14 protein-coding genes are annotated in these 19272 nt (G+C 67.4%); 9 read left to right on the forward strand and 5 right to left on the reverse strand.

Annotated elements, in window-relative coordinates; all coding sequences use genetic code 11:
• Nucleotides 1-14: 14 nt before the first annotated feature.
• From tssA to AB3X99_RS34705, 5 genes are all read right to left on the reverse strand, one after another.
• Nucleotides 15-1133 (reverse strand): type VI secretion system protein TssA, encoded by a 1119-nt coding sequence (gene tssA, locus AB3X99_RS34685; protein ID WP_342946186.1) that lies wholly within the window; start codon nucleotides 1131-1133, stop codon nucleotides 15-17.
• Nucleotides 1130-4948: a type VI secretion protein IcmF/TssM N-terminal domain-containing protein gene (locus AB3X99_RS34690; protein WP_368619563.1), complete on the reverse strand. Its 3819-nt coding sequence runs from the start codon at nucleotides 4946-4948 to the stop codon at nucleotides 1130-1132. The genes tssA and AB3X99_RS34690 overlap by 4 nt, the downstream gene beginning before the upstream one ends.
• Complete coding sequence (locus AB3X99_RS34695) at nucleotides 4945-6018, reverse strand: DotU family type IV/VI secretion system protein (protein ID WP_368619564.1); 1074 nt, start codon at nucleotides 6016-6018, stop codon at nucleotides 4945-4947. The genes AB3X99_RS34690 and AB3X99_RS34695 overlap by 4 nt, the downstream gene beginning before the upstream one ends.
• Complete coding sequence (gene tssK / locus AB3X99_RS34700) at nucleotides 6011-7378, reverse strand: type VI secretion system baseplate subunit TssK (RefSeq protein WP_368619565.1); 1368 nt, start codon at nucleotides 7376-7378, stop codon at nucleotides 6011-6013. The genes AB3X99_RS34695 and tssK overlap by 8 nt, the downstream gene beginning before the upstream one ends.
• Before the next feature lie 88 nt (nucleotides 7379-7466).
• On the reverse strand, nucleotides 7467-7961 hold the full coding sequence (locus AB3X99_RS34705) for a hypothetical protein (RefSeq protein ID WP_368619566.1): 495 nt from the start codon (nucleotides 7959-7961) through the stop codon (nucleotides 7467-7469).
• Nucleotides 7962-8028: 67 nt separating this feature from the next.
• Here AB3X99_RS34705 and AB3X99_RS34710 point away from each other — a divergent pair, with 67 nt between their 5' ends.
• From AB3X99_RS34710 to AB3X99_RS34750, 9 genes are all read left to right on the forward strand, one after another.
• Nucleotides 8029-8274 (forward strand): hypothetical protein, encoded by a 246-nt coding sequence (locus AB3X99_RS34710; protein ID WP_141710855.1) that lies wholly within the window; start codon nucleotides 8029-8031, stop codon nucleotides 8272-8274.
• Nucleotides 8275-8509: 235 nt separating this feature from the next.
• Entirely contained in the window at nucleotides 8510-9085 is a 576-nt protein-coding gene (gene tssB, locus AB3X99_RS34715; RefSeq protein WP_069267984.1) for a type VI secretion system contractile sheath small subunit, read from the forward strand.
• A gap of 21 nt (nucleotides 9086-9106) precedes the next feature.
• Nucleotides 9107-10582, forward strand: coding sequence for a type VI secretion system contractile sheath large subunit (tssC, locus tag AB3X99_RS34720; RefSeq protein ID WP_069267983.1), 1476 nt, complete (start codon nucleotides 9107-9109; stop codon nucleotides 10580-10582).
• Nucleotides 10583-10713: 131 nt separating this feature from the next.
• Nucleotides 10714-11220 carry an Hcp family type VI secretion system effector gene (locus AB3X99_RS34725; RefSeq protein ID WP_069267982.1) on the forward strand — a complete coding sequence of 169 codons (507 nt, stop codon included), beginning with the start codon at nucleotides 10714-10716 and terminating at the stop codon, nucleotides 11218-11220.
• 12 nt (nucleotides 11221-11232) lie between these two features.
• Nucleotides 11233-11727, forward strand: a complete 495-nt coding sequence (gene tssE, locus AB3X99_RS34730; RefSeq protein WP_368605829.1) for a type VI secretion system baseplate subunit TssE — start codon at nucleotides 11233-11235, stop codon at nucleotides 11725-11727.
• A complete protein-coding gene (gene tssF / locus AB3X99_RS34735; protein WP_368619567.1) occupies nucleotides 11711-13498 on the forward strand; it encodes a type VI secretion system baseplate subunit TssF in 1788 nt (595 codons plus the stop codon). The genes tssE and tssF overlap by 17 nt, the downstream gene beginning before the upstream one ends.
• A complete protein-coding gene (gene tssG, locus AB3X99_RS34740; RefSeq protein WP_368619568.1) occupies nucleotides 13462-14592 on the forward strand; it encodes a type VI secretion system baseplate subunit TssG in 1131 nt (376 codons plus the stop codon). The genes tssF and tssG overlap by 37 nt, the downstream gene beginning before the upstream one ends.
• On the forward strand, nucleotides 14589-17243 hold the full coding sequence (tssH, locus tag AB3X99_RS34745; protein ID WP_368619569.1) for a type VI secretion system ATPase TssH: 2655 nt from the start codon (nucleotides 14589-14591) through the stop codon (nucleotides 17241-17243). The genes tssG and tssH overlap by 4 nt, the downstream gene beginning before the upstream one ends.
• 37 nt (nucleotides 17244-17280) lie before the next feature.
• Nucleotides 17281-19269 carry a type VI secretion system Vgr family protein gene (locus tag AB3X99_RS34750; protein ID WP_368619570.1) on the forward strand — a complete coding sequence of 663 codons (1989 nt, stop codon included), beginning with the start codon at nucleotides 17281-17283 and terminating at the stop codon, nucleotides 19267-19269.
• The last annotated feature ends 3 nt before the right edge of the window (nucleotides 19270-19272 follow it).

Here is a 19272-nt window from a genome sequence, read left to right on the forward strand (position 1 = left end):
GGTACACGCCTCGCCTACTGCGTTTGTCCACTCTCTGGCAACAACCCAAGCGCCGCCCCCAGCGCCCTGCCACGCTCACCGGCCATCAACTCGGCGAGCAACTCGGGCAACGGTTTCCCGCCCCAATCAAGCGCCCGCTTGAGCATATAAGGCACAGGACTATGCGGCTCATAGCGCATGAGATAGTCCGCCACGATAGCGAGCAACCGATACGCCTCATCACGCGACTGCGGCGCATCCAGTCTCCTCGGCACAGCCGGCTCCGGCACCCCTACAGCCGCAGCAACCTGAATCATTGCAGGCTCGACCACCGCATTCTCCTGAATCGTTGCAACGTCAACCATTGGTACGTCCTCCCACTCGGGATGCGTCGTGAGCCAGTCGCGCAAGACGCTCTCCATGCGTTCCAGCGTTTCCAGCAGCACCCCGAACGACGGCGCCTCCGCGCCGAGCCGCTCGGTGCACCACGCATCGAGTCTCGCAATAGGCCCACGCGCCGCGCGCAGCGCCTGCAACTGATCGCGCAACGCGGCAGGCTCCGCCGCATGCGCAGCCTGAGCCAACGCCTGCGCCACGCGTGCAGCCTCCTCGCGCTTCGCGGCCGGCACGTCTTTGCGGTCCTTCACCGCCACCGCATCGCGCTGCGCACCCTGCCAGCGCGCAAGCGTCAGCGCAGATCCATCCGGCCCCGCGCACAACGCGACCCGCCCACCCAGCAAGGTCGGAAACTGCTGGGCCACCCAGGCGAGCGGCGCGGCCCGAAAGCCCAAATCGCCATCGCGCGGCAACGGATGAATGTCGTCCCAATAGCGCACACACAATTCACTCAGCAAGACGAAGCAATCCGGCAAGGCAACACATCCGTATCGATGCAGCCAGCTCTCGCCCAGCCATGCAGCGAGCGTCAAATCCTTGCTACGGCGAGCGAGGAGGTCCTCGCAGCCCGCTTCCACGGCGGCCCAGTCCGCGACCTTGAGCGCGGTTTGCCAGATGCCCGCAGGCAATGCCGGATCGTCCTCGCGTCGCGCCGCCTTGATCGCGTCGAAGGCGGCGTCGTGCAGGAGCGAAACGCCGGCCGGCGCGCCCCCCGGTATCGGTTGAACGAGTGCTTCGATGTCGAATGCCGGGTTCATCCGCGCCCCGCTTGTGTGCTCGACGGATACGGTCCATAGGTGAACGCTGGGCTGCCGTATGCGCTGTAGCCCGGCGCCGCATACGGCAGGTCAGGCCACGCGAGCGCCGTTTTCGACGCGCCCGTCATGCCCACACGCATGAACATGCGCGCCGTTTGCGTGCCGCCGTTGCGGTCGCGCACCGGCACGCTCAGCACCATAGGCGCGTTGCCCGCGCCCGTGCCGGTATCGACGCCGTCGTCCGGCACCGCATGCAGGCGCACGAGGCGCAATAGCGACCACGTGTCGTTTGCCGCCCATGTGGCCGCTTCGCCGTCGACCGAGAGCGTCGGCTGCGACGCGTCCTGCATGGGCCGCCACGGGCCGTCTTTCGCCCAGCGCAGGCTCAGCGCGGCGGGCTGGCCCGGCGCCCAGCGCAGCGGCGTTCCCGCCGCGGCGGGCCAGGCGAGCGTCTGGCTGCCGCTCGCGAGCGACCACTGGATGACCTGGTCCGCACCGGCTTCGTCGGCGCGATCGATACGCCAATCCACCGCCACGTCCACACCCACGAGCGCCCCGTCAGCGCCGCGCGCCACCAGCGCGTCGAGCCAGGGCTTAGCGCGCGCGAGCTTCGCCAGAAACTGCTGCGCGCCCGCTTGCGGGCCGCCGCTCGCCACCGCGGCGCTCATGCCGCGTTGCGCATCCGCGAGCTTCGCGTCGAGCAGCGCCACGAAGGCCGCCGTCTGGCGCAGGTCGGCGGCCTGGGCGTTTGCATCCGCTGAGAACGGGAAGCGGCCGGCCAGGTAGCGCGCAAAATAGTTGCGCAACTGTTCGTAGGCCTCCCCGCCGGTGCCGATTTGCAGCCGGTAGCAGCGCTCGCGCGCGGACGAGACGAGCCGCATGCCCGCGCTCGCGACGATGTCGCCCGAGCCTGGCACGTCCACCTGGGCGAGCGAGGCGCTGCACGTGTCGAGGTCCATCTTGTCGAGCTGGTTGGAGATGATCGACGGCACCGCCACCAGTGCGCTCGCCGGGCTGCGCGCGCGGTATTGCGCGAGGTCCGCGAAGAGCGCCTTCCAGCGCGCCACGAGCCGAGCGTCCGCAGCGGAGAGCGGCGGATTCTGCGTGGTCAGCCAGTCGAGCGCGCTCGACGCTAACGTGGCCGTGTCCGCCACCGCACTCGACTGCGCGGCAAGGTAGGTTTGCAGCGCTTCGGGCGTAGCGGCGCCGAATGCGCGCATCGACCCGCCGGCATTGCCGTTCCATGCCGAGAAGTCGCCGCGCAGCGGGCGGAACGGTTCGAGCGATTGCAACTGGACATCGGTCGAGCGCAGCACATCGAGCGCGGCATCGCTCACGCGCAGGGCGACGGCTTGCGCGAGATCGGCGCGGCCGAGCGAGTCGAACGCTTCCACGAGATCGGTCGCATTCTTGCGCAGCATGTCGAAGGACGCGCCCTGCGTCTGCGGCGCGTAGGCGACGTTGCGCGCGCCGCCGCCCGATGTTGCCGCTGTTGCAACGGGTGCCGACAGTGCGGCCACCATGCTGTGCACGGTCGCATTGCCCGCCGCGGCGAGCAGCGCGCCGCGCCACGCTTCGGGCGCCTGCGCAAGAAGCCCTGCGGAGTATTGCTTGTAGGCGGGCAGGATCGCCAGCGCGCGCTGCGCCGAGCCGGCATCCACGCCGCGAATTTCGGCCGTCGCGCTGCCTTCGCCCGCGACGAACGACTGGCCGAGCAGCGTGCGCAACGCGTCGCGCAGCGGCAGCAGGTCCGAGGCCAGTTGCAGCCCTGTGGTGGGATTGGAGGCCAGCACGCCAGGCAGGTTGCCGCTCGCGAGCCAGCGCGCCGCGAACGCGCTTTGTTCGCTCTGTTCGTGCTCCAGCACGCTCGCCACCGGCGTCGCGCCGATCAGGCGCAGCCCCTTTGCGGTGTCGAAGGTCGCCGTGAGTCCCGGCACGAGTTCCTGGCCGTGCGTGCCCGCCCAGCCGTGGTCCGCGGTGTCGACCTGGATCGCGAGCGCGTCGATGCGCGTGGCCAGTTCGGAGAGCGAGGCGGTGGTCGGCACGGCGCCAGGCGCCTTGAGATCGGCAAGCATGGCCTGGATTTGCGCGGCGTTCGTCGTGAGCGAGGAGTCCTGATAGATGTCGTCGAACCAGCGATCGAAGGTCTCCTCGAAGCACACGCTCGCCCGTGCGTGCGCGGCGCGCGCCTCGGTGCCGTCGAACGACAGTTCGCCGCCTTCCACTGCAGTCGCACGTATGGCGTCGTCCAGCCCCGCACGGTCGGCCACATGATCGGGGGAAAAGCTCACGCCCACCGCACCGCGCATGAGTTGAGCGAGCATCACGGTGTTGCCCGAATCGCGTTCCACTAGTTCGTTGTAGTTCGTGATCAGCCGCTCGGTCTGCGCCGCGTTCGTGACGAGCCGTGTGCCCTGCGTGTACTCGGGCAGGTCCTGGGGACGCCGCGCGGCGGCCACGAGGCTCGCGTTGTCGCCCGACTCGTTGGCGCCGTCGCAGTTCAGTTCTGCGAGACGGCTGACGAGCCGCGCGCGCAGCGGCGAGAACACGAGCCCGCTCAGCACGTGGTATTGCGCGTCGTCGAGCCGGCGGTGCAGGCCGAAATACGACAGCGGCATGAACGGCGTGGCGAGCTGCCAGCGCGGCACCTTGACGAAGGCGTTCGCCGCGCTGCCCAGCGCGTTCGCCGCCGCCGTTTCGCTGCTGCTCGTGCCCGTTTCGTGCCAGGCGACGCTGGCGAGCGCGAGCGCGTCGTAACTGCTCGCGAGCAAGCGTGCGTCGCTGCGCACGTGCCAGGTGGCGACGCCCAGGCCCACGCACCAGCACACGCCCAACGCGATCGCTGCGAACGTGGCGACACGGTAGCGACGCATGCGCAGCGCCAGCACGCGCGGAATGGCGAGCGCGAGCCCCTGCCCCGGCATCAGCAAGTCGTGCCACAGGCGCGACGCGAAGGCCGGCGCCGCCGCGGCGCGCGCCTCTCCGCGCGCCGCGTTCGTGATGGCGGGCTCCTCGCGCTCCTGCGCCTGCGGCATCGCACCCACGCACCAGATGCCGCGCAGGAGCGGCGCGGTGCCGTCGGCTGCGCCGCGCAAGGTGGACTCGATGTGCTCGCGCAACGGCTCGCGCAGGGTGTCGATGCGCTGCGGCAACAGGAAGACGTCGCCGTCCAGCGCGCCGTCGAGCGTGCCCATTTCGGTGACCGTCGCCGCGAACGCATCGAAGCCCGGCAGCGCGTCGCAGCCCGTCACCACCACGTAGAGCGGCAGCATCTGGCCCAGTTGACGCTGCAGCGCGAGCACTGTGCGCGAGGCTTCGAGCGCCGCGTCGGTGTCCGCGCGCGCGGTCCCGTTTTCGTCGATGAGCGTATCGAGCGCGATCACCCACACGAGCGCGTCGAGCGGCCGGCCCGGCCGGTTGCGCAGCAGACCGCGCAGCAAGCGCCCGCCGGTCGAGCCGCGCCGGCGTTCGGCGGCCGCACGCGCACCGAGCGACTCGCCTGGCTCTGCGATCAGAATGCCTTCGGCGTCGTGCCAAAGCCTGCCGAACCACGCCGGCTCGCCAACGGGCGTGAGACGCCAGCTGAGCGCCAGCGCGTCGAGCGCCGCCGGTGCGCCCGTGGCCAGCACGCGCGGCACCGAGTATGGATCGTGCACGCCCATCGCGTTGTGCGCCGTGCGCATCATCGCGGAGAAGTTGCGCAGCGGCCTGCGTTCGTCGCGCCCGCGCAGCCAGCGCACGACGAGCACGGCCGCGAGCCCCACGATCAACAGCGCGATGAGGACGATCAGGACGACTACGAGTGTGGTCGTCATGGCCGTGCTCCGCGCGGCGTGGCGTCCGGGCTGTCTTCGCTGTCTTCGCTGCCTTCGTCGGCGTTCTGCGCGCTCACCGTGACGATGCGCCGTGTCGCGAGTGCGAGCGTGGCGGGCGGCGTCATGGAGACCGTAGCCGCCGCGGGCATGTCCTGACTTTGCGGCATGGCAGCTTGAACGTCGCCTGGCGGAACCGCCGGACGCAGCCTGCGCACCGTCCGTGCGCGCGGCAGCACCATGCCCGTGGTACTCGTATGGCTCGCCTGCGCCGGACGCCCTTGCGCCAACGAGACCGTTTCGAACTGTTCGAGCGATGGCCGCACGGGCGCCGTCGCGTAGAGCCACAGCAACTGTGAGATACCGAGCAGCACCGCGAATCCGCCGCCCACGAATAGCGCGAGCCGTGCGCGGTCTGGAAACATCTGCGTGAGCGGACGGGTTTCGCGCGGCGCCAGCGCGGCGCGTTCGAGCGGCGCGCCAAGCCGGTCGGGCTCGGGGTCGCGCTGCATGGCGAACGCGAACAGCGCGTGGCGCAACTGGTCGTGACGCAAGGCGCCCGCCTCGCCGCGCAGGCGTCCACGAAAGCCTAGCGTGAGGCAGGCGAGATAGACGTTGGCGAGATCGCGCTGTGCCGGATCGCGCTGCGCAAGCAAGGTTTCGATGGCGGCCGGAATGCGCTCGCCCGCCGCACGCGTGCCGAAAATGCGCGCTTCGAGCGGATGCGTTTCCCATGCGCTCGCGCCATTCCACGCCGAAAACAGCAGCAATTCGTCGAGCAGCGCGACATAGGCGTACTGCGCGGCGGCGATGTCCGCTTCGGCCGCCGCGCCGGTCCAGGCCATCGCATCGCGCGCGAGCTTGCGTGTGGCGGACTGCAGTTGCGTGGCGAGCGCGTCGGCATCGCGCTGGGGATCGGCGGGCGTCTCTGCGCTCGCGGCATTCGCGGCGCTGGCTGCATTCGCCGCCTGCGCAACCGCGCGCAAGCGCGCGTTCTCCGCAAACGCGAACGCCACGACGAACGCGCGCATGAGCGGCAGGCGCTCGTCGGTCGGGTCGCTGGCATCAAGCATGATCGGCTCCCCCCTGGCGTGCGTCGTCGGCGGCGTCGCCCGTGGGCGTGAAGAGTTGCACGGCCCAGGGCGCGCGACCCGGTACGGTCGTACGGACTTCGATGCACAACGGCTGCGCGCGGTCGAACCACGCATCCTCCACGGCCACCGCGAAGAGCGTCGTGTCGTCGCCCGTCGCGTAGGCCGCGCGCTCCTCGCGCGCGAGCCGCCGGCGCGCGAGGCCGCGCATGCGTTGGCGCGCGAGCGTGGGCACGTAGGGCCGCGACGCGACGACGGCATGATCGAGCCACACGCTCGCGTCGTGCTCGCCCGCGTCGGGCGGCATGCGCAAACCGATCACGAGTTCGCGCGCCACGTTGCCGCCACTTTCGAACGGCGGCGCAATCCAGAAACTGCCGCCTTCCTCGGTGAACGCGCGTACGCGATACCCCTGGCGGATTGTCGCGAGCGCTTCGTCCGCCCACGCGAGCAGCGGCTCGAACGACGCGAGCAGCGCCATGTAATCGAACGTCGCGAAGGCGGGCACGCCGCGCGCGGGACGCAGCGCCGCGAGCGCGCCTGTCATGCCCGCAACGGCGCGATACAGTTCGGCGGGATGCGCGATGCCGGTGACGAGCGTCGCCTCCACTTCGGGCAGGCGGCTCCAGAGCGCGCAAAGCTGGCGCTCGATCTGGGCCGAATCGTCGCGCTCTTCCGCGCGTTGCGCGGCCTGCAGACGTCCGGCCAGGAACACGCACTTTTCGCGCACGCGCAGCAGCAGCTGCATGACGCGTTGCCCGAGCACCGAGTCGGCGCGCACGAACGGACAAGGCGGCGCGTAGTCCGCAATCGCCACGCCGCCGCCCTGCTGCCTCACGCGCATGAGCGGCAGGCGGTCGAATTCGTGACGGCCGAGATCCGTCATGAGATGCAGCCGCGGCGTCCACGTCGTGATCGAAGCCGGCTCGCCACCCGAGACAAGATCGGGAACATCCGGACTCTCGCGCTGGGTGTAGCGCCCGGCCTGCGGATCGAGCTGCCCGCCGCGATACAGCGGTGGTACCGCGAGATAGATCGTGACTTCCTCGTCCGGCGCGCTGAACGCGTGGCTTACGTCGATCTCCAGCACGGGATCGTGCGGCGTGTGGCGAATGGTGAGGCCGTCGGCCAGAATCGCCTCGAGCGCGCTGATGCGCACGAGCCCCTGGGCGAGCCCCGCGGCGTCGTGCTCCAGAGAGAGCACGCCCCAGTAATGCGCGCGCGCGGCGCCGGCGAGCAAGGCGGCGTGCCCCGCCGCGTGCAGCGCCTGGGTCTGGAAATGTTGCGGCAGCAAGGGCATGCCGTCGAACCAGCAGACCGGATCGGGAAACGAAGTACGCATGATGTGTTTGCTTTCTATTGCTAGACGTTTCGTCGTTCAGTGTTGGCGCGCCACTACATGACACCGTTGCGTCACACCGTTTGGCTGCTCAATGTGCGGCCTGCACGCTCAGATCCTGGTCGCCGAGCAGCAGAAGCGCGTGAGCGGGCCCCGTATCGAGCCTCACGCGGTGCGCGCCCGGTGTCTGGTAGTCGGCGAACACCACCACGCCTGCGCCCCGCTTGCCGCCAAACGGAAACGGCGCCGCTGCGATCTGTTGACCCGGCACGACTTCGAACGACACGACCGTGATGTCTTCGGGATGATCGCGGCGCCATTGATCGCGCTGAGCGAACCACTTCGCCGAAGGCAGGCCGAGCAACGCGTCGAGCAGTTTCTGATTGCGCACGAGCACGGCGTCCACGGCAATGGGCGTGTCCTGATTCGCCTGAGTGGAGACGGCAATGGCCAGGGTATCTACCTGTACCTTGGGCAGCGACGAACACGCCGCGAGCACCTGCGCGAGCGCGAACGCCAGCGCGGCGGCACGCCAGCCGCACGGCTTCGCGGCGCGCGACGCGCCGGCGAATAACGTGGTGATCACTGCGCAATCCCCATTGTGTGCGTCGCCTCTTGTCCGCGATGCCTCCTGCCCGCGCGCAGGATAGCTCATGCTAGTTCGTATTTCTAATCAAGGCGCATGTTCTGCAGCGCAAGCTGTTTCGCGCGTAGTCTACAAGCGCCCCACGCAAAATTGCAATAACGATTTTCTAATCGATCAATTCAAAAACAATGCGCAAATAAACTTGAAAGGAAATGAGTCTATGCGCCGTAAATATACTTTGAAATTCCGCGTTTACTGTCCTAAAGTCGTGACCGTCTATCTTCACGACGTGCGCGACGAAGGACAAGGTTAAGCCGCACGCAGCGCGAACGCTTGACGCCGTGAATGCTCTCGTCTGACGAATCCGGGGCATGCTTTAGCTGTGCTTTTTCTGAAGGACCGGGAATACACCTGGCAATCGTTTAATTACGTTTTGCGGGGCATTGTCGTCTTAAAGAAAACGCATCATGAAAAGGCTAGATTGACGACAAACGTGCATCTCTCCCGTTACACACTGCAATAGAAGAACGACCGCCACCGAGGTGACCATGGCCGACAGTACCCAGCACTGGTTCGAACGGAACCGACCGCCGCGTGTCCAGATCACGTACGACGTCGAAACGGGCAATGCCATCGAAAAGCGTGAACTGCCGCTCGTCGTGGGCATCCTTGCCGACTTGTCCGGCAAGCCTGTCGAGCCGTTGCCGAAAATGACGGAGCGCCGCTTCGTCGACATCGACCGCGACAATTTCAACGACGTGATGAAGTCGATTGGGCCGCGCGTGACGCTGCAGGTCGACAACACGCTCGCTGCCGACAGCAGCAAGATCAACGTCGACCTGAAGTTCGAGCATATCGACGACTTCGATCCTGTGAGCATCGTCCAGCAGATCGGCCCGCTCAAACAGCTCTACGACGCGCGGCTGCGCCTGCGCGACCTCCTCACCAAGCTCGACGGCAACGACGAACTGGACAAGCTGCTCCAGGAAGTAGTCCATGACCCGAAGGGGTTGAGCGAAATCCGCTCGGCCCACCCGCTGGACACGCCGACTGCGCAGCTGCCGCCGCCCGCGGGCGACGCCGCTGCACCCGCCAGCCCTTCCAGTGACACGCCGGCCAGCTAAGCCCAACGCGAGGAGACAATCATGTCCGATATACAGGCCGCCGCGACCGCGCAGGCGGGTACGGTCACGCTGCTCGACCGCATCGTGCACGAAGGACGCATGGCGCAATACGAGGAGCAGCAGCAGCACGCGCGCGAACTACTCGCCGAGTTCGCGCTGCAGGTGCTCGACAAGAACATGACCATCAGCCGCGACACGGTGGCGATGATCAACGATCACATCCGCAAGATCGACGAGCTGATCAGCGAGCAACTCAACGAGGTGCTGCATCACCCCGACATGCAGGCGCTGGAGTCGTCGTGGCGCGGACTGCATTTTCTGGTGAAGGGCTCCGAAACGGGCACGCGCCTGAAACTGCGCCTGTTGAACGCTTCGAAGAAAGACCTGCAAAACGATCTCGAGAAGGCCATCGACGTCGACACGAGCGCGCTCTTCAAGAAGATCTACGAAGAGGAATATGGCACGTTCGGCGGTTTTCCTTTCAGCGTGCTGGTGGGCGACTACTACTTCACGCGCCAGACGCCTGACGTGAGCCTGCTCGAAAAGCTCGCCTCCGTGGCCGCTGCCGCGCACGCGCCGTTCATTTCAGCGGCACACCCGCAGCTGTTCGACATGTCGAGCTTCACGGAGCTGGGCGTGCCGCGCGATCTCTCGAAGGTCTTCGAGACGATCGACATGGCCCGCTGGCGCGAATTCCGCAAGAGCGAAGACTCGCGCTATGTTGCGCTCACGCTCCCGCACATCCTGATGCGGCGTCCTTATCATCCGGACAGCAATCCGGTGGAGGGCATGAACTTCTTCGAAGATGTCGACGGCACCGACCACTCGAAGTACCTGTGGGGCAACTCCGCCTATGCCCTCGCGCAACGGATCACCAACGCGTTCGCGCAGTACAGCTGGTGCGCCGCGATTCGCGGCGTGGAAGGCGGCGGCGCGGTCGAGCGCCTGCCGGACCATATCTTTCAGACGGCTTCGGGCGACAAGGCCATGAAGTGCCCCACGGAAGTGGCGATCACCGACCGCCGCGAAAAGGAGCTCGATTCGCTCGGCTTCATTGCACTCGTGCACAAGAAGAACGAAGGGCTCGCGGTGTTCTTCGGCGGCCAGACTGCCTGCAAGCCGGCGCTCTACAACACGCCCGAGGCCACGGCGAACGCGCGCATTTCGGCCATGCTGCCGTATATCCTCGCGGCGTCGCGCTTTGCGCACTACATCAAGGCGATCATGCGCGACAAGGTCGGCAGTTTCATGACGCGCGATAACGTGCGCGCCTATCTCAACACGTGGATTGCCGACTACGTGCTCGTGAACGACAACGCGCCACAGGAAATCAAGGCCCAGTATCCGCTGCGCGAGGCGCGCGTGGACGTGACAGATGTGCCGGGCAAACCCGGCGCGTACCGCGCGACGGTATTCCTGAGGCCGCACTTCCAGCTCGAGGAACTCACTGCCTCGATCCGGCTCGTGGCGACGCTGCCGCCGCCGGCGGCCGCCTGATCCACCCGCAAAAAAGCGATTCGATGAACAGACGACGGCCAGGCGGCGCATGAGCGCCCCTGGTCCCTGAACGCGCCTGGCGCCGCGCACGCGGCCCGCGCGGTTCTTTACTGCTTCGGGAGCAGCAAACCATGGATTCGATCATTCTCGACCTCGGCAGCGACATCAAAGGCGAGTGCACGCTGGAAGGCTATACCGACAAGATCGAGTTGATGTCGTATAGCCACAACGTGGCGATGCAGGTCACCAACGACGTCAGCAACTCGGAGCGCACCTCGGGCAAGCCCCATCTCGGCGAATTCACCGTGACGAAGTTCGTCGACGTCGCCACGCCCACGCTCAACGAATATTGTTGCTCCGGCAAGGCCATCGCGAGCGCGACCATCGTGGTGGGCCGCAACGCCGCCGAAAGCGACGGCAAGATCATGCCGTTCATCACCTATACGCTGAACAACGTCGTGCTGAGCAACGTGAGCGTGTCGGGCGGCGCGGGTGGCAAGCCCGTGGAAACGCTCTCGCTGAACTTCACGAAGATCAAGTGGGAACTCACCGCGCAGAAGGACGACGCCACCAAGGAAGGCACCGCGGCCACGACGTGGGACCTGGCCGCGAACAAGGTCGTGAAGGCAGCAGCCTAGCGCGCACCACCTATGGCGAACGTCCGCGCCTTCATCGCCATCGCGCCCATGCCGCTCTTCGAGCGGCTGGCCGACGACGCGCCCTTCGACGCGCACGAGTCCGTCGACGAGCTCGCCGCGCGCACACTGGACGCGGCCGGCTTGCGCGCGTCGGTGCGCGCGGAGTTGCTGCGCCTTCTCAACACGCGCCGCGGCACGCCACGCCTGCCGCGGGCGCCGGACGTCCTGCTTTACGGCCTGCCCGACTGGAGCGGCCAAAGCGCGGCACGCGCGGAGGACCGGGCGGTGATCGAGCGCGAAGTGGCCGAGGCGATTCGCGCGTTCGAGCCGCGCCTTCGCGAGCCGCGCGTGAAAATCGAAGCGGACGCCGCCGCGCCATGGCGGCTGTGCCTGCGCATTCGGGGAACGCTGCGCGGCAGCGACGGCGTGGAGCACGTCGTCACCTATGTCGCCGGGCAGGATGGCGAAACGCAGTCCATCGGGATCGTCGATGAACGACTCGCTTGATGCGCAACTGCTCGACTACTACCAGCGCGAGCTGACTTATCTGCGCCGCGCGAGCGAAGGCTTTGCGCAGCGTTATCCGAAGATCGCCCGGCGGCTCGAACTCGGCCCCGGCGAGAGCGCCGATCCGAACGTCGAACGCCTGATCGAAAGCTTCGCGGTGCTAACCGCTCGCCTCCAGCGCACGCTCGACGACGAATACACCACGCTCACGGACGGCCTTCTCGAACAGTTTTATCCCTACGCGTCGCGGCCGGTGCCTTCCATGACGATCGTGCAGTTCGAGCCCGATCCCACGCAAGGCAGCATCGCCGCGGGCTATCGCGTGCCGCGCGACACGACCCTCATGCACGTGGACGCGAGCGGCGCGACGATCCACTGGCGCACGTGCAGCGACGTGACGCTCTGGCCGATCACCCTCGCCGCCGCCCAGTTGCTCGACGCCGAGGAAGCCCAGGCGCTCACCGGCAACGCGTCGCTGCAATCGGCACTGCGGCTCACGCTGCGGGGCATCGGGCCGCACAAGCTGGGCGCGCTGCCGATCGAGCGCTTGCGCGTGCGCCTCACGGGGTCGCCCGTCACGTCCGCCGCGCTCTACGACCTGCTCGGCGCACACAGCGCCGCCACCTGGCTACAGACCCCCGAGGGTACGTTACAGGCGCAACGCGGCCTGCCCTCCCCAGTTGGCTTCGACGAAGAAGACGCGCTGCTGCCGCTCGAAGACGGTGCGCATCCGGCCTGCCGACTGCTCGTCGAGTACTTCGCCTTTCCCGAGAAGTTCGCGTTCTTCGATCTGCCGTTCAAGCCGCCTGCGGATGCACTCGACAGCCTCGATCTCGTGATCGGCTTCACGGCCGCCCCGCGCGGGCGCTTCACGCTGCATACGCAGGATATCCAGCTCGGCTGCGCGAGCGCGCTCAATCTGTTCGCGCGCACCTCCGAACCCTTGCGGCCCGACGGGACGGCGCGTGAAATGCGCGTGAGCCCCGACGCGCACCGCGAATCGAGCACCGAGATCTACGCCGTGCGCAACGTGCGCGCCGTGGCGGGCCGCACGGTCACGGACGTGCCGCCCTGGTACGGCTCGATGCACGGCGCGGATTCGGCTGTGTACTGGTACGCGCGGCGCGTGAGCGGGCTGCATCCGTCACGTCCCGGCAGCGACGTCATGCTCACATTCGTCGATACGCGCTTCAATCCCGCCGCGCCCGCAGCGCGCACGCTCACTGCGGATCTGCTGTGTACCAATCGTCATCTGGCCCACCGGCTCGCGCCGGGCGCCGCGCTGTCGTTCGAAGTGCCGGGCCCCGTGGCGAGCGTGCGCATTGCGCATCGGCCCACGCCGCAGATCGTGGCCGCGCTCGACGGCACGTCGCGCTGGCGCCTCGTGTCGCAACTCGTGCTCAATCACACGTCGATCGTGGAAGGTCCGCAGGCGCTGCAGTCGCTGCGCGAAATGCTGATGCTCCACAATCTCGGCGCGCATGCCCCGTCGCAGCGCCAGATCGCGGGGCTCGTGGCCGTGTCGAGCGAACCGATCGTCGCGCATGTCGGTACGGACCGCTGGCGCGGCTGGCGCAATGGACTCGGCGTGCGGATCGAACTCGACGAAGCGAGCTTCGTGGGCGCGAGCACCGTTCTCTTTTCCGGCGTGCTCGCGCAATTCTTCTCGCTCTATGCGAGCGTCAACCGTTTCGTACAGACCTCGCTCGTGCGCGACGGTCGGGAGATCCGCACATGGCGGCCGACGATGGGCAGGCCGCTCGTTCTCTGACGCAGCGGCTGTTCGACGAACCGCACGCGTTCGAATTCACGCAGGCCGTGCGCCTGCTCGAGTTGTTGCAGCCGCACGCGCAGCCGCTCGGGACCGGGCTCGACCCCGGCCAGGAAGCGCTCGCGTTGAGCGGCAATCTGTCTCCCGCGTTTCCGGCGAGCGCGCTCGGGCCATTGCGGCGCGGCTTACCGCGCTCGCTCGCTTTTGCGCCTCAGGCGGGCGAAGAAGCTTCCGCACAATCCGGACATGCGGGACCGCCCCAGCTCCAGGTTAACGCGTTCGCGCTCGGCGGCCCGAACGGCCCCTTACCCGGTGCATGGCAGGAATGGCTGCAGGACCGTCTGCGCCGCAAGGACCGCTCGGCGGCGGCGTTTCTCGACATCTTCCAGCACCGGCTGCTGGCGCTGCTCTATCGCGCACAGCGCAAGTACCGCAGCGCCGAGCCGCTGCCCGCCACGACGCAGCGCTCGGCCGATGTCGTGCTGCGCGCGCTGACGGGCAACGCCTCGCTGAACTCGCGCGCCTCGTACAACCGCGCGGGGCAGGAAGCCGCAATACCGCCCGAGCCGCTCGACCTGCGCGCCGTGCTGGCGCGCGCGGGCCTCTTCGCGAACCGTCGACGCTCGATCGCGGGTTTCGACGTCATGGTGCTGCATCATTTCCGCGTGCACGTGCGCTCGACGCCGTTCGAAGGCGGATGGCGCACGCTGCCTCCGGCGAGCCGCACGGCGATCGGCTCCGGTGGACGCAACCGGCGGCTCGGTCAGGATGCCGTAGCGGGCACGAGGATCTGGGACGAACACCAGGGCATACGCGTGCGGCTGGGTCCGCTCAGGCGTTCGCAGTACGAAGCCTTCCTGCCCGGCGCGCCCGCTCACGAAGCACTGAATTCGCTGGCCTCCGAATGGTTCGGCGCCGAACTCAAGGTGCATCTCGAACTGCAGCTCGCCGCGGGCGAATTGCCGCGCGCGCGCCTCTCGCGGCTCGCGCCGCCGAAGCTCGGCTGGACCGCCTGGGCCGGCGCCGCGGAATCGGCGCCCGCGCGCCTCACGCGCCTCGCGCCCGAAGACGTTCCGGGGCGTACCGGGCCGTGACGCTCGATCTCAAGACGCTCGTTGCGCGCCTCGAGCGCGAGCCGCGCGAAGCCCTCGAACGCGCCGCGCAGCAATGCCTGCGCGAAACACATTTCGTGGTCGAAATCGAACACTGGCTGCTCGCACTCGCCGAACCCGAGGGCGGCGATCTCGCGTGCGTGCTGCCGCACTTCGGCGTGGACCGCGCCGCGCTCGGCGCCGAGATCCGCATGACGATCGCGCGCTTCAAGCGCGGCAACACGGGCATGCCGTCGTTCTCGCCCGACCTGCTCGTGTGGCTCCAGGACGCGCTCGTGCAATCCACCGTCGTGCTCCAGCAACCGCGCGTGCGCGCGGCGACGCTGCTTATCGCCCTGCTCGAAAACGACACGCTGCGCGCCCGCGCCGTGCATGGGGCGCCCACGCTGCTGCGCGTGGCGAGCGCCGCGCTGCGCGCCAATATGAGTGTCTGGCTCGCGCCTATCGAAGCGATGTCGCCGCTTGCCTCGACATTGCCGATCGCACCGCTCGAAGCGGCCATGGACGACAGCGCGAGCCTTCCCGTGCTGACCGGTGCCCTCAAGCCCGAGGCGCCAGCGCCCGCCCTGCTCGACCAATACACGCTCGACCTCACCGCCGAAGCGCGGGCCGGACGCATCGACCCGATCATCGGACGCAATGCGGAGATTCGCCAAACGCTCGACATCCTGTTGCGGCGGCGACAGAACAACCCGTTGCTCGTGGGCGCGCCGGGCGTGGGCAAGACGGCCGTGGTCGAAGGTCTCGCGCTGCGCATCGCGGCGGGCGACGTGCCGCCGCCGCTTGCGGAAGTCTCGCTGCGCATGCTCGACCTCGCGCTGCTGCAGGCGGGTGCGGGCCTGAAAGGCGAGTTCGAGCGGCGTCTGCGCGCCGTGATCGATGAAGCGCGGCACTCGCCGCGACCGGTGGTGCTCTTCATCGACGAGGCCCATACGATGATCGGCGCAGGCGGCGCGGAAGGCGGCAGCGACGCCGCCAATCTGCTCAAGCCCGCCCTTGCGCGCGGCGAGCTGCGCACGATCGCGGCCACGACGTGGCTCGAATACAAGAAGTACTTCGAGCGCGACCCCGCGCTCGCGCGGCGCTTCCAGCTCGTGCAGATCGAGGCGCCCGACGAGCCGACGGCCATCGCGATGCTGCGCGCGCTGGCGCAAAAGTTCGAAGCGCATCACAACGTGACGATCCTCGACGCCGCCATCGTCGATGCGGTGAAACTCTCGCACCGGTACATCTCCGCGCGCCAGTTGCCCGACAAGGCGATCGCCGTGCTCGATACCGCTTGCGCGCGCGTGGCGCTGGCGCAGCACGACACGCCGCCGCAACTCGAAGCGGCCAGGCACCGGCAGCGCGCGCTCGACGACGAGCTGCTGCGCCTGCGCACGGAAACGGTACTCGGCGCGAATCACACGCAGCGTCTCGCCGCGCTCGAAGCCGAACATGCGCACAACGCCACGCTTGTCGAGACGCTTGAGGGACGCTGGCGTGACGAAGCCGCTACCGTGCGTGAGATTCTCGCGGTACGCGCGAGTCTGGCCGCCCTCGACGCGGCGCCTCGCGATGCTTTCAACGAAGGCACGCACGAACCGCCAGAAAACGCGGACGCGAACGAGAACAACGAGGCCGCGGACCCGCGCGAAGACCTCGCCGCTGAACTGGCGCGCCTCGAAAGCGGCCTCGAAGCGATTCGCGACGACGACCCCATGGTGCCGGTTTGCGTGGACTCGAAAACCATCGCCGCCGTGATCGCAAGCTGGACCGGCATTCCCGTGGGCAAGATGCTCGCTGACGAAGCGCACGCCGTGCGCACGCTCAAGGGCCGTCTCGCGCAGCGTATCGTGGGGCAAGACGCGGCGCTCGACCGCATCGCCATGCGCATCCAGGCCTGGCGCGCGGGGCTCGCCGACCCGTTGCGCCCGGTAGGCGTTTTCCTGCTCGTGGGACCAACGGGGGTCGGCAAGACAGAGACGGCCTACGCCCTTGCGGATGCACTCTATGGCGGCGAGCGCAATCTCATCGTGATCGACCTCGCCGCGTATCAGGAAGCGCATGCCGTCTCGCAGCTGCGCGGCGCGCCGCCGGGCTATGTGGGCTATGCGAGCGGCGGCCAGCTCACCGAGGCGGTGCGCAGGCGCCCTTATAGCGTCGTCCTGCTCGACGAAATCGAAAAAGCGCATGTCGACGTGCTCGAAGCCTTCTACAACGTCTTCGACAAGGGCGTCATGGAAGACGGCACCGGGCTCGTGGTGGATTTTCGCAACACGGTGATCCTCGCCACCAGCAACGTCGGCGCCGAATTGCTGCTCAATACGCCTGCCGCAACGCTTGCCACCGATGCCTTTGCGCGGCGGCTGCACGAAGAACTGCTGCACGCGTTTCGCCCGGCGTTTCTCGCGCGCATGACCGCCGTGCCTTATGCGGCGCTCGACGACACGGTGCTGCGCGCCATCATCGAAAAGAAGCTCGAACAACTGCGCATACGGTACCGCGATGCGACGGGCAAACAGTTCGCCTTCGACAGCAGGATCATCGACGCCGTGCTCGCGCGCTGCCGCGCCGCGGGTGGTGCGCGCGAGATCGACAACGTGCTGATGAACGAGCTGGTCGGCACGCTCGCGCAGTGGGCGCTCGAATGACGATGCACACCACCAGCCACGAAACACTACCCTCGCGATGAACCGCCCCATCTCCGCCGACACCGATGCGCGCATCAGCCTCACCGGCAGCGCGTTCAGCACCCTCTTTCCCGCCAGCTTCGAGGCGCGCGAGGCACTGGACGCTCCCACCACGCTGACGCTGCACGCTCACGGCGGATTGCCGCCGCCCGCGCCCTCGGGCATGACGGCCAACCATGCAACGCTCTCGCTCGCGTGGGGCGAATCGCCTCGGCTCATCGACGCCGTTTGCACGCGCGCCGCGCAGTTGCCCTCGACGATAGATGCCAGCCACTTCACCCTGGAACTGCGTTCGTGGTTGTGGCTGCTCACCCTCTCGCGAAACAACCGCTTATTTCAGGGCAAAAACGCGCAGGAGATCATCCAGGCCGTATTCGGGGGGCACAGCTTGACGGACTACTCCATCTCCATCACGGGCACGCCGGCTACGCGCGAATGGTGCGTGCAGTACGCGGAATCGGATTTTGCGTTCGTGAGCCGCCTTTGCGAAGAGGAAGGCTGGTTCTATTTCTTCCGCCACGATACGGGCAGCCATACGCTCGTCATTGCCGACAGCAACGACGCCTTCACGCCCTTGCCCGGCGACGCAACACTGCACTACACAGGCGGCACGAGCGGCACACGCGAATCGACGCAGATCGTCCATTGCGAGGTCGTCGAAGAGACGGCCACCGGGCTCTTCTCGCATACCGACTACGCGTGGGAGACGCCGACCGCGCAGCTCTATTCGCAGGCACAGGCGGCGTCGAACGGGCATAGCGTGTACGAGTACCCAGGGCGCTATGCCACCAGTGGCGATGGCTCCACACTCTCCAGGCACCGCGTGGACGCGCTGCGTGCACCCACACGAATCCTCATTGGCGAAAGCGACTGCCGCGCGCTGGCGCCGGGTTGCCGCTTTACGCTGGCCGATCACGAATCGAGCGACGCCAACATCGAATGGGTCGTACGCAGCGTGATTCACGAAGCCGACCACAACCGTTATCGCAACCGCTTCGAAGCGTTTCCGTTCGCGACGACATGGCGGCCCGCGCGTATCACGCCGCGCCCCTTCATGCCCACGCAGACCGCGACGGTGGTGGGCAAAAGCGGCGAGGAGTTGTGGACGGATCAGTACGGCCGCGTGAAGGTTCAGTTTCACTGGGACCGCGACGGCCAGAACGACGAACAGAGTTCGTGCTGGATTCGCGTGGCACAGCCATGGGCGAGCAAGCGCTTTGGCATGCAGTTCATGCCGCGCGTGGGCGACGAAGTCGTGGTGACTTTCATCGACGGCGATCCGGACCGGCCGCTCATTACGGGCAGCGTGTATAACGGCGCGAACCTGCCGCCTTATACGCTGCCCGACAACCAGACGCAATCCGGCATCAAGACGAATACCTCGAAAGGCGGCAACGGTTTCAACGAATTGCGTTTCGAAGACAAACAGGACAGCGAGGAAATCTTCCTGCAGGCGCAAAAGGACCTGAACGCCAAGGTGATCAACGACGCGACGTGGACCATAGACCACAACGAAACGAGCACGATCAAGAACGACCGCGCGCATACGATCAAGGAAGGCAACGATACGCTCACGGTCGAACAGGGCAACCGCATCACGACCGTCAAGACGGGCGACGAAACCGTCGACATCAAAGGCGCACGCACCGTGAAAGCCGGCGGCAACGAGACGCGGACCGTGGGCGGCAATCTCGATCAGACAGTGACGGGCAACATGACGCTCACTGTGGACGGCAACCTCACCATCAAGGTGAGCGGCACGCTAACGCTGCAGAGCACGGGCAACCTCACGGCGAAGAGCGACGCGTCGCTGACGAATCAGGCCGCCGTGTCGCTCACGAATCAGGCCGGGACGTCGCTGACCAACAAGTCGGACGGCACGCTTTCGAACGAGGCGCAGAGCGTGACGAACAAGGGCGCCGTACAGCAGACGGTGGACGGCGGCGGCATGCTGGTGGTCAAGGGCGGCATCGTGAAGATCAACTGAGGC

The organism is Paraburkholderia sp. BR10882 (assembly GCF_040948855.1).
Classification (GTDB): Bacteria; Pseudomonadota; Gammaproteobacteria; order Burkholderiales; family Burkholderiaceae; genus Paraburkholderia; species Paraburkholderia nodosa_A.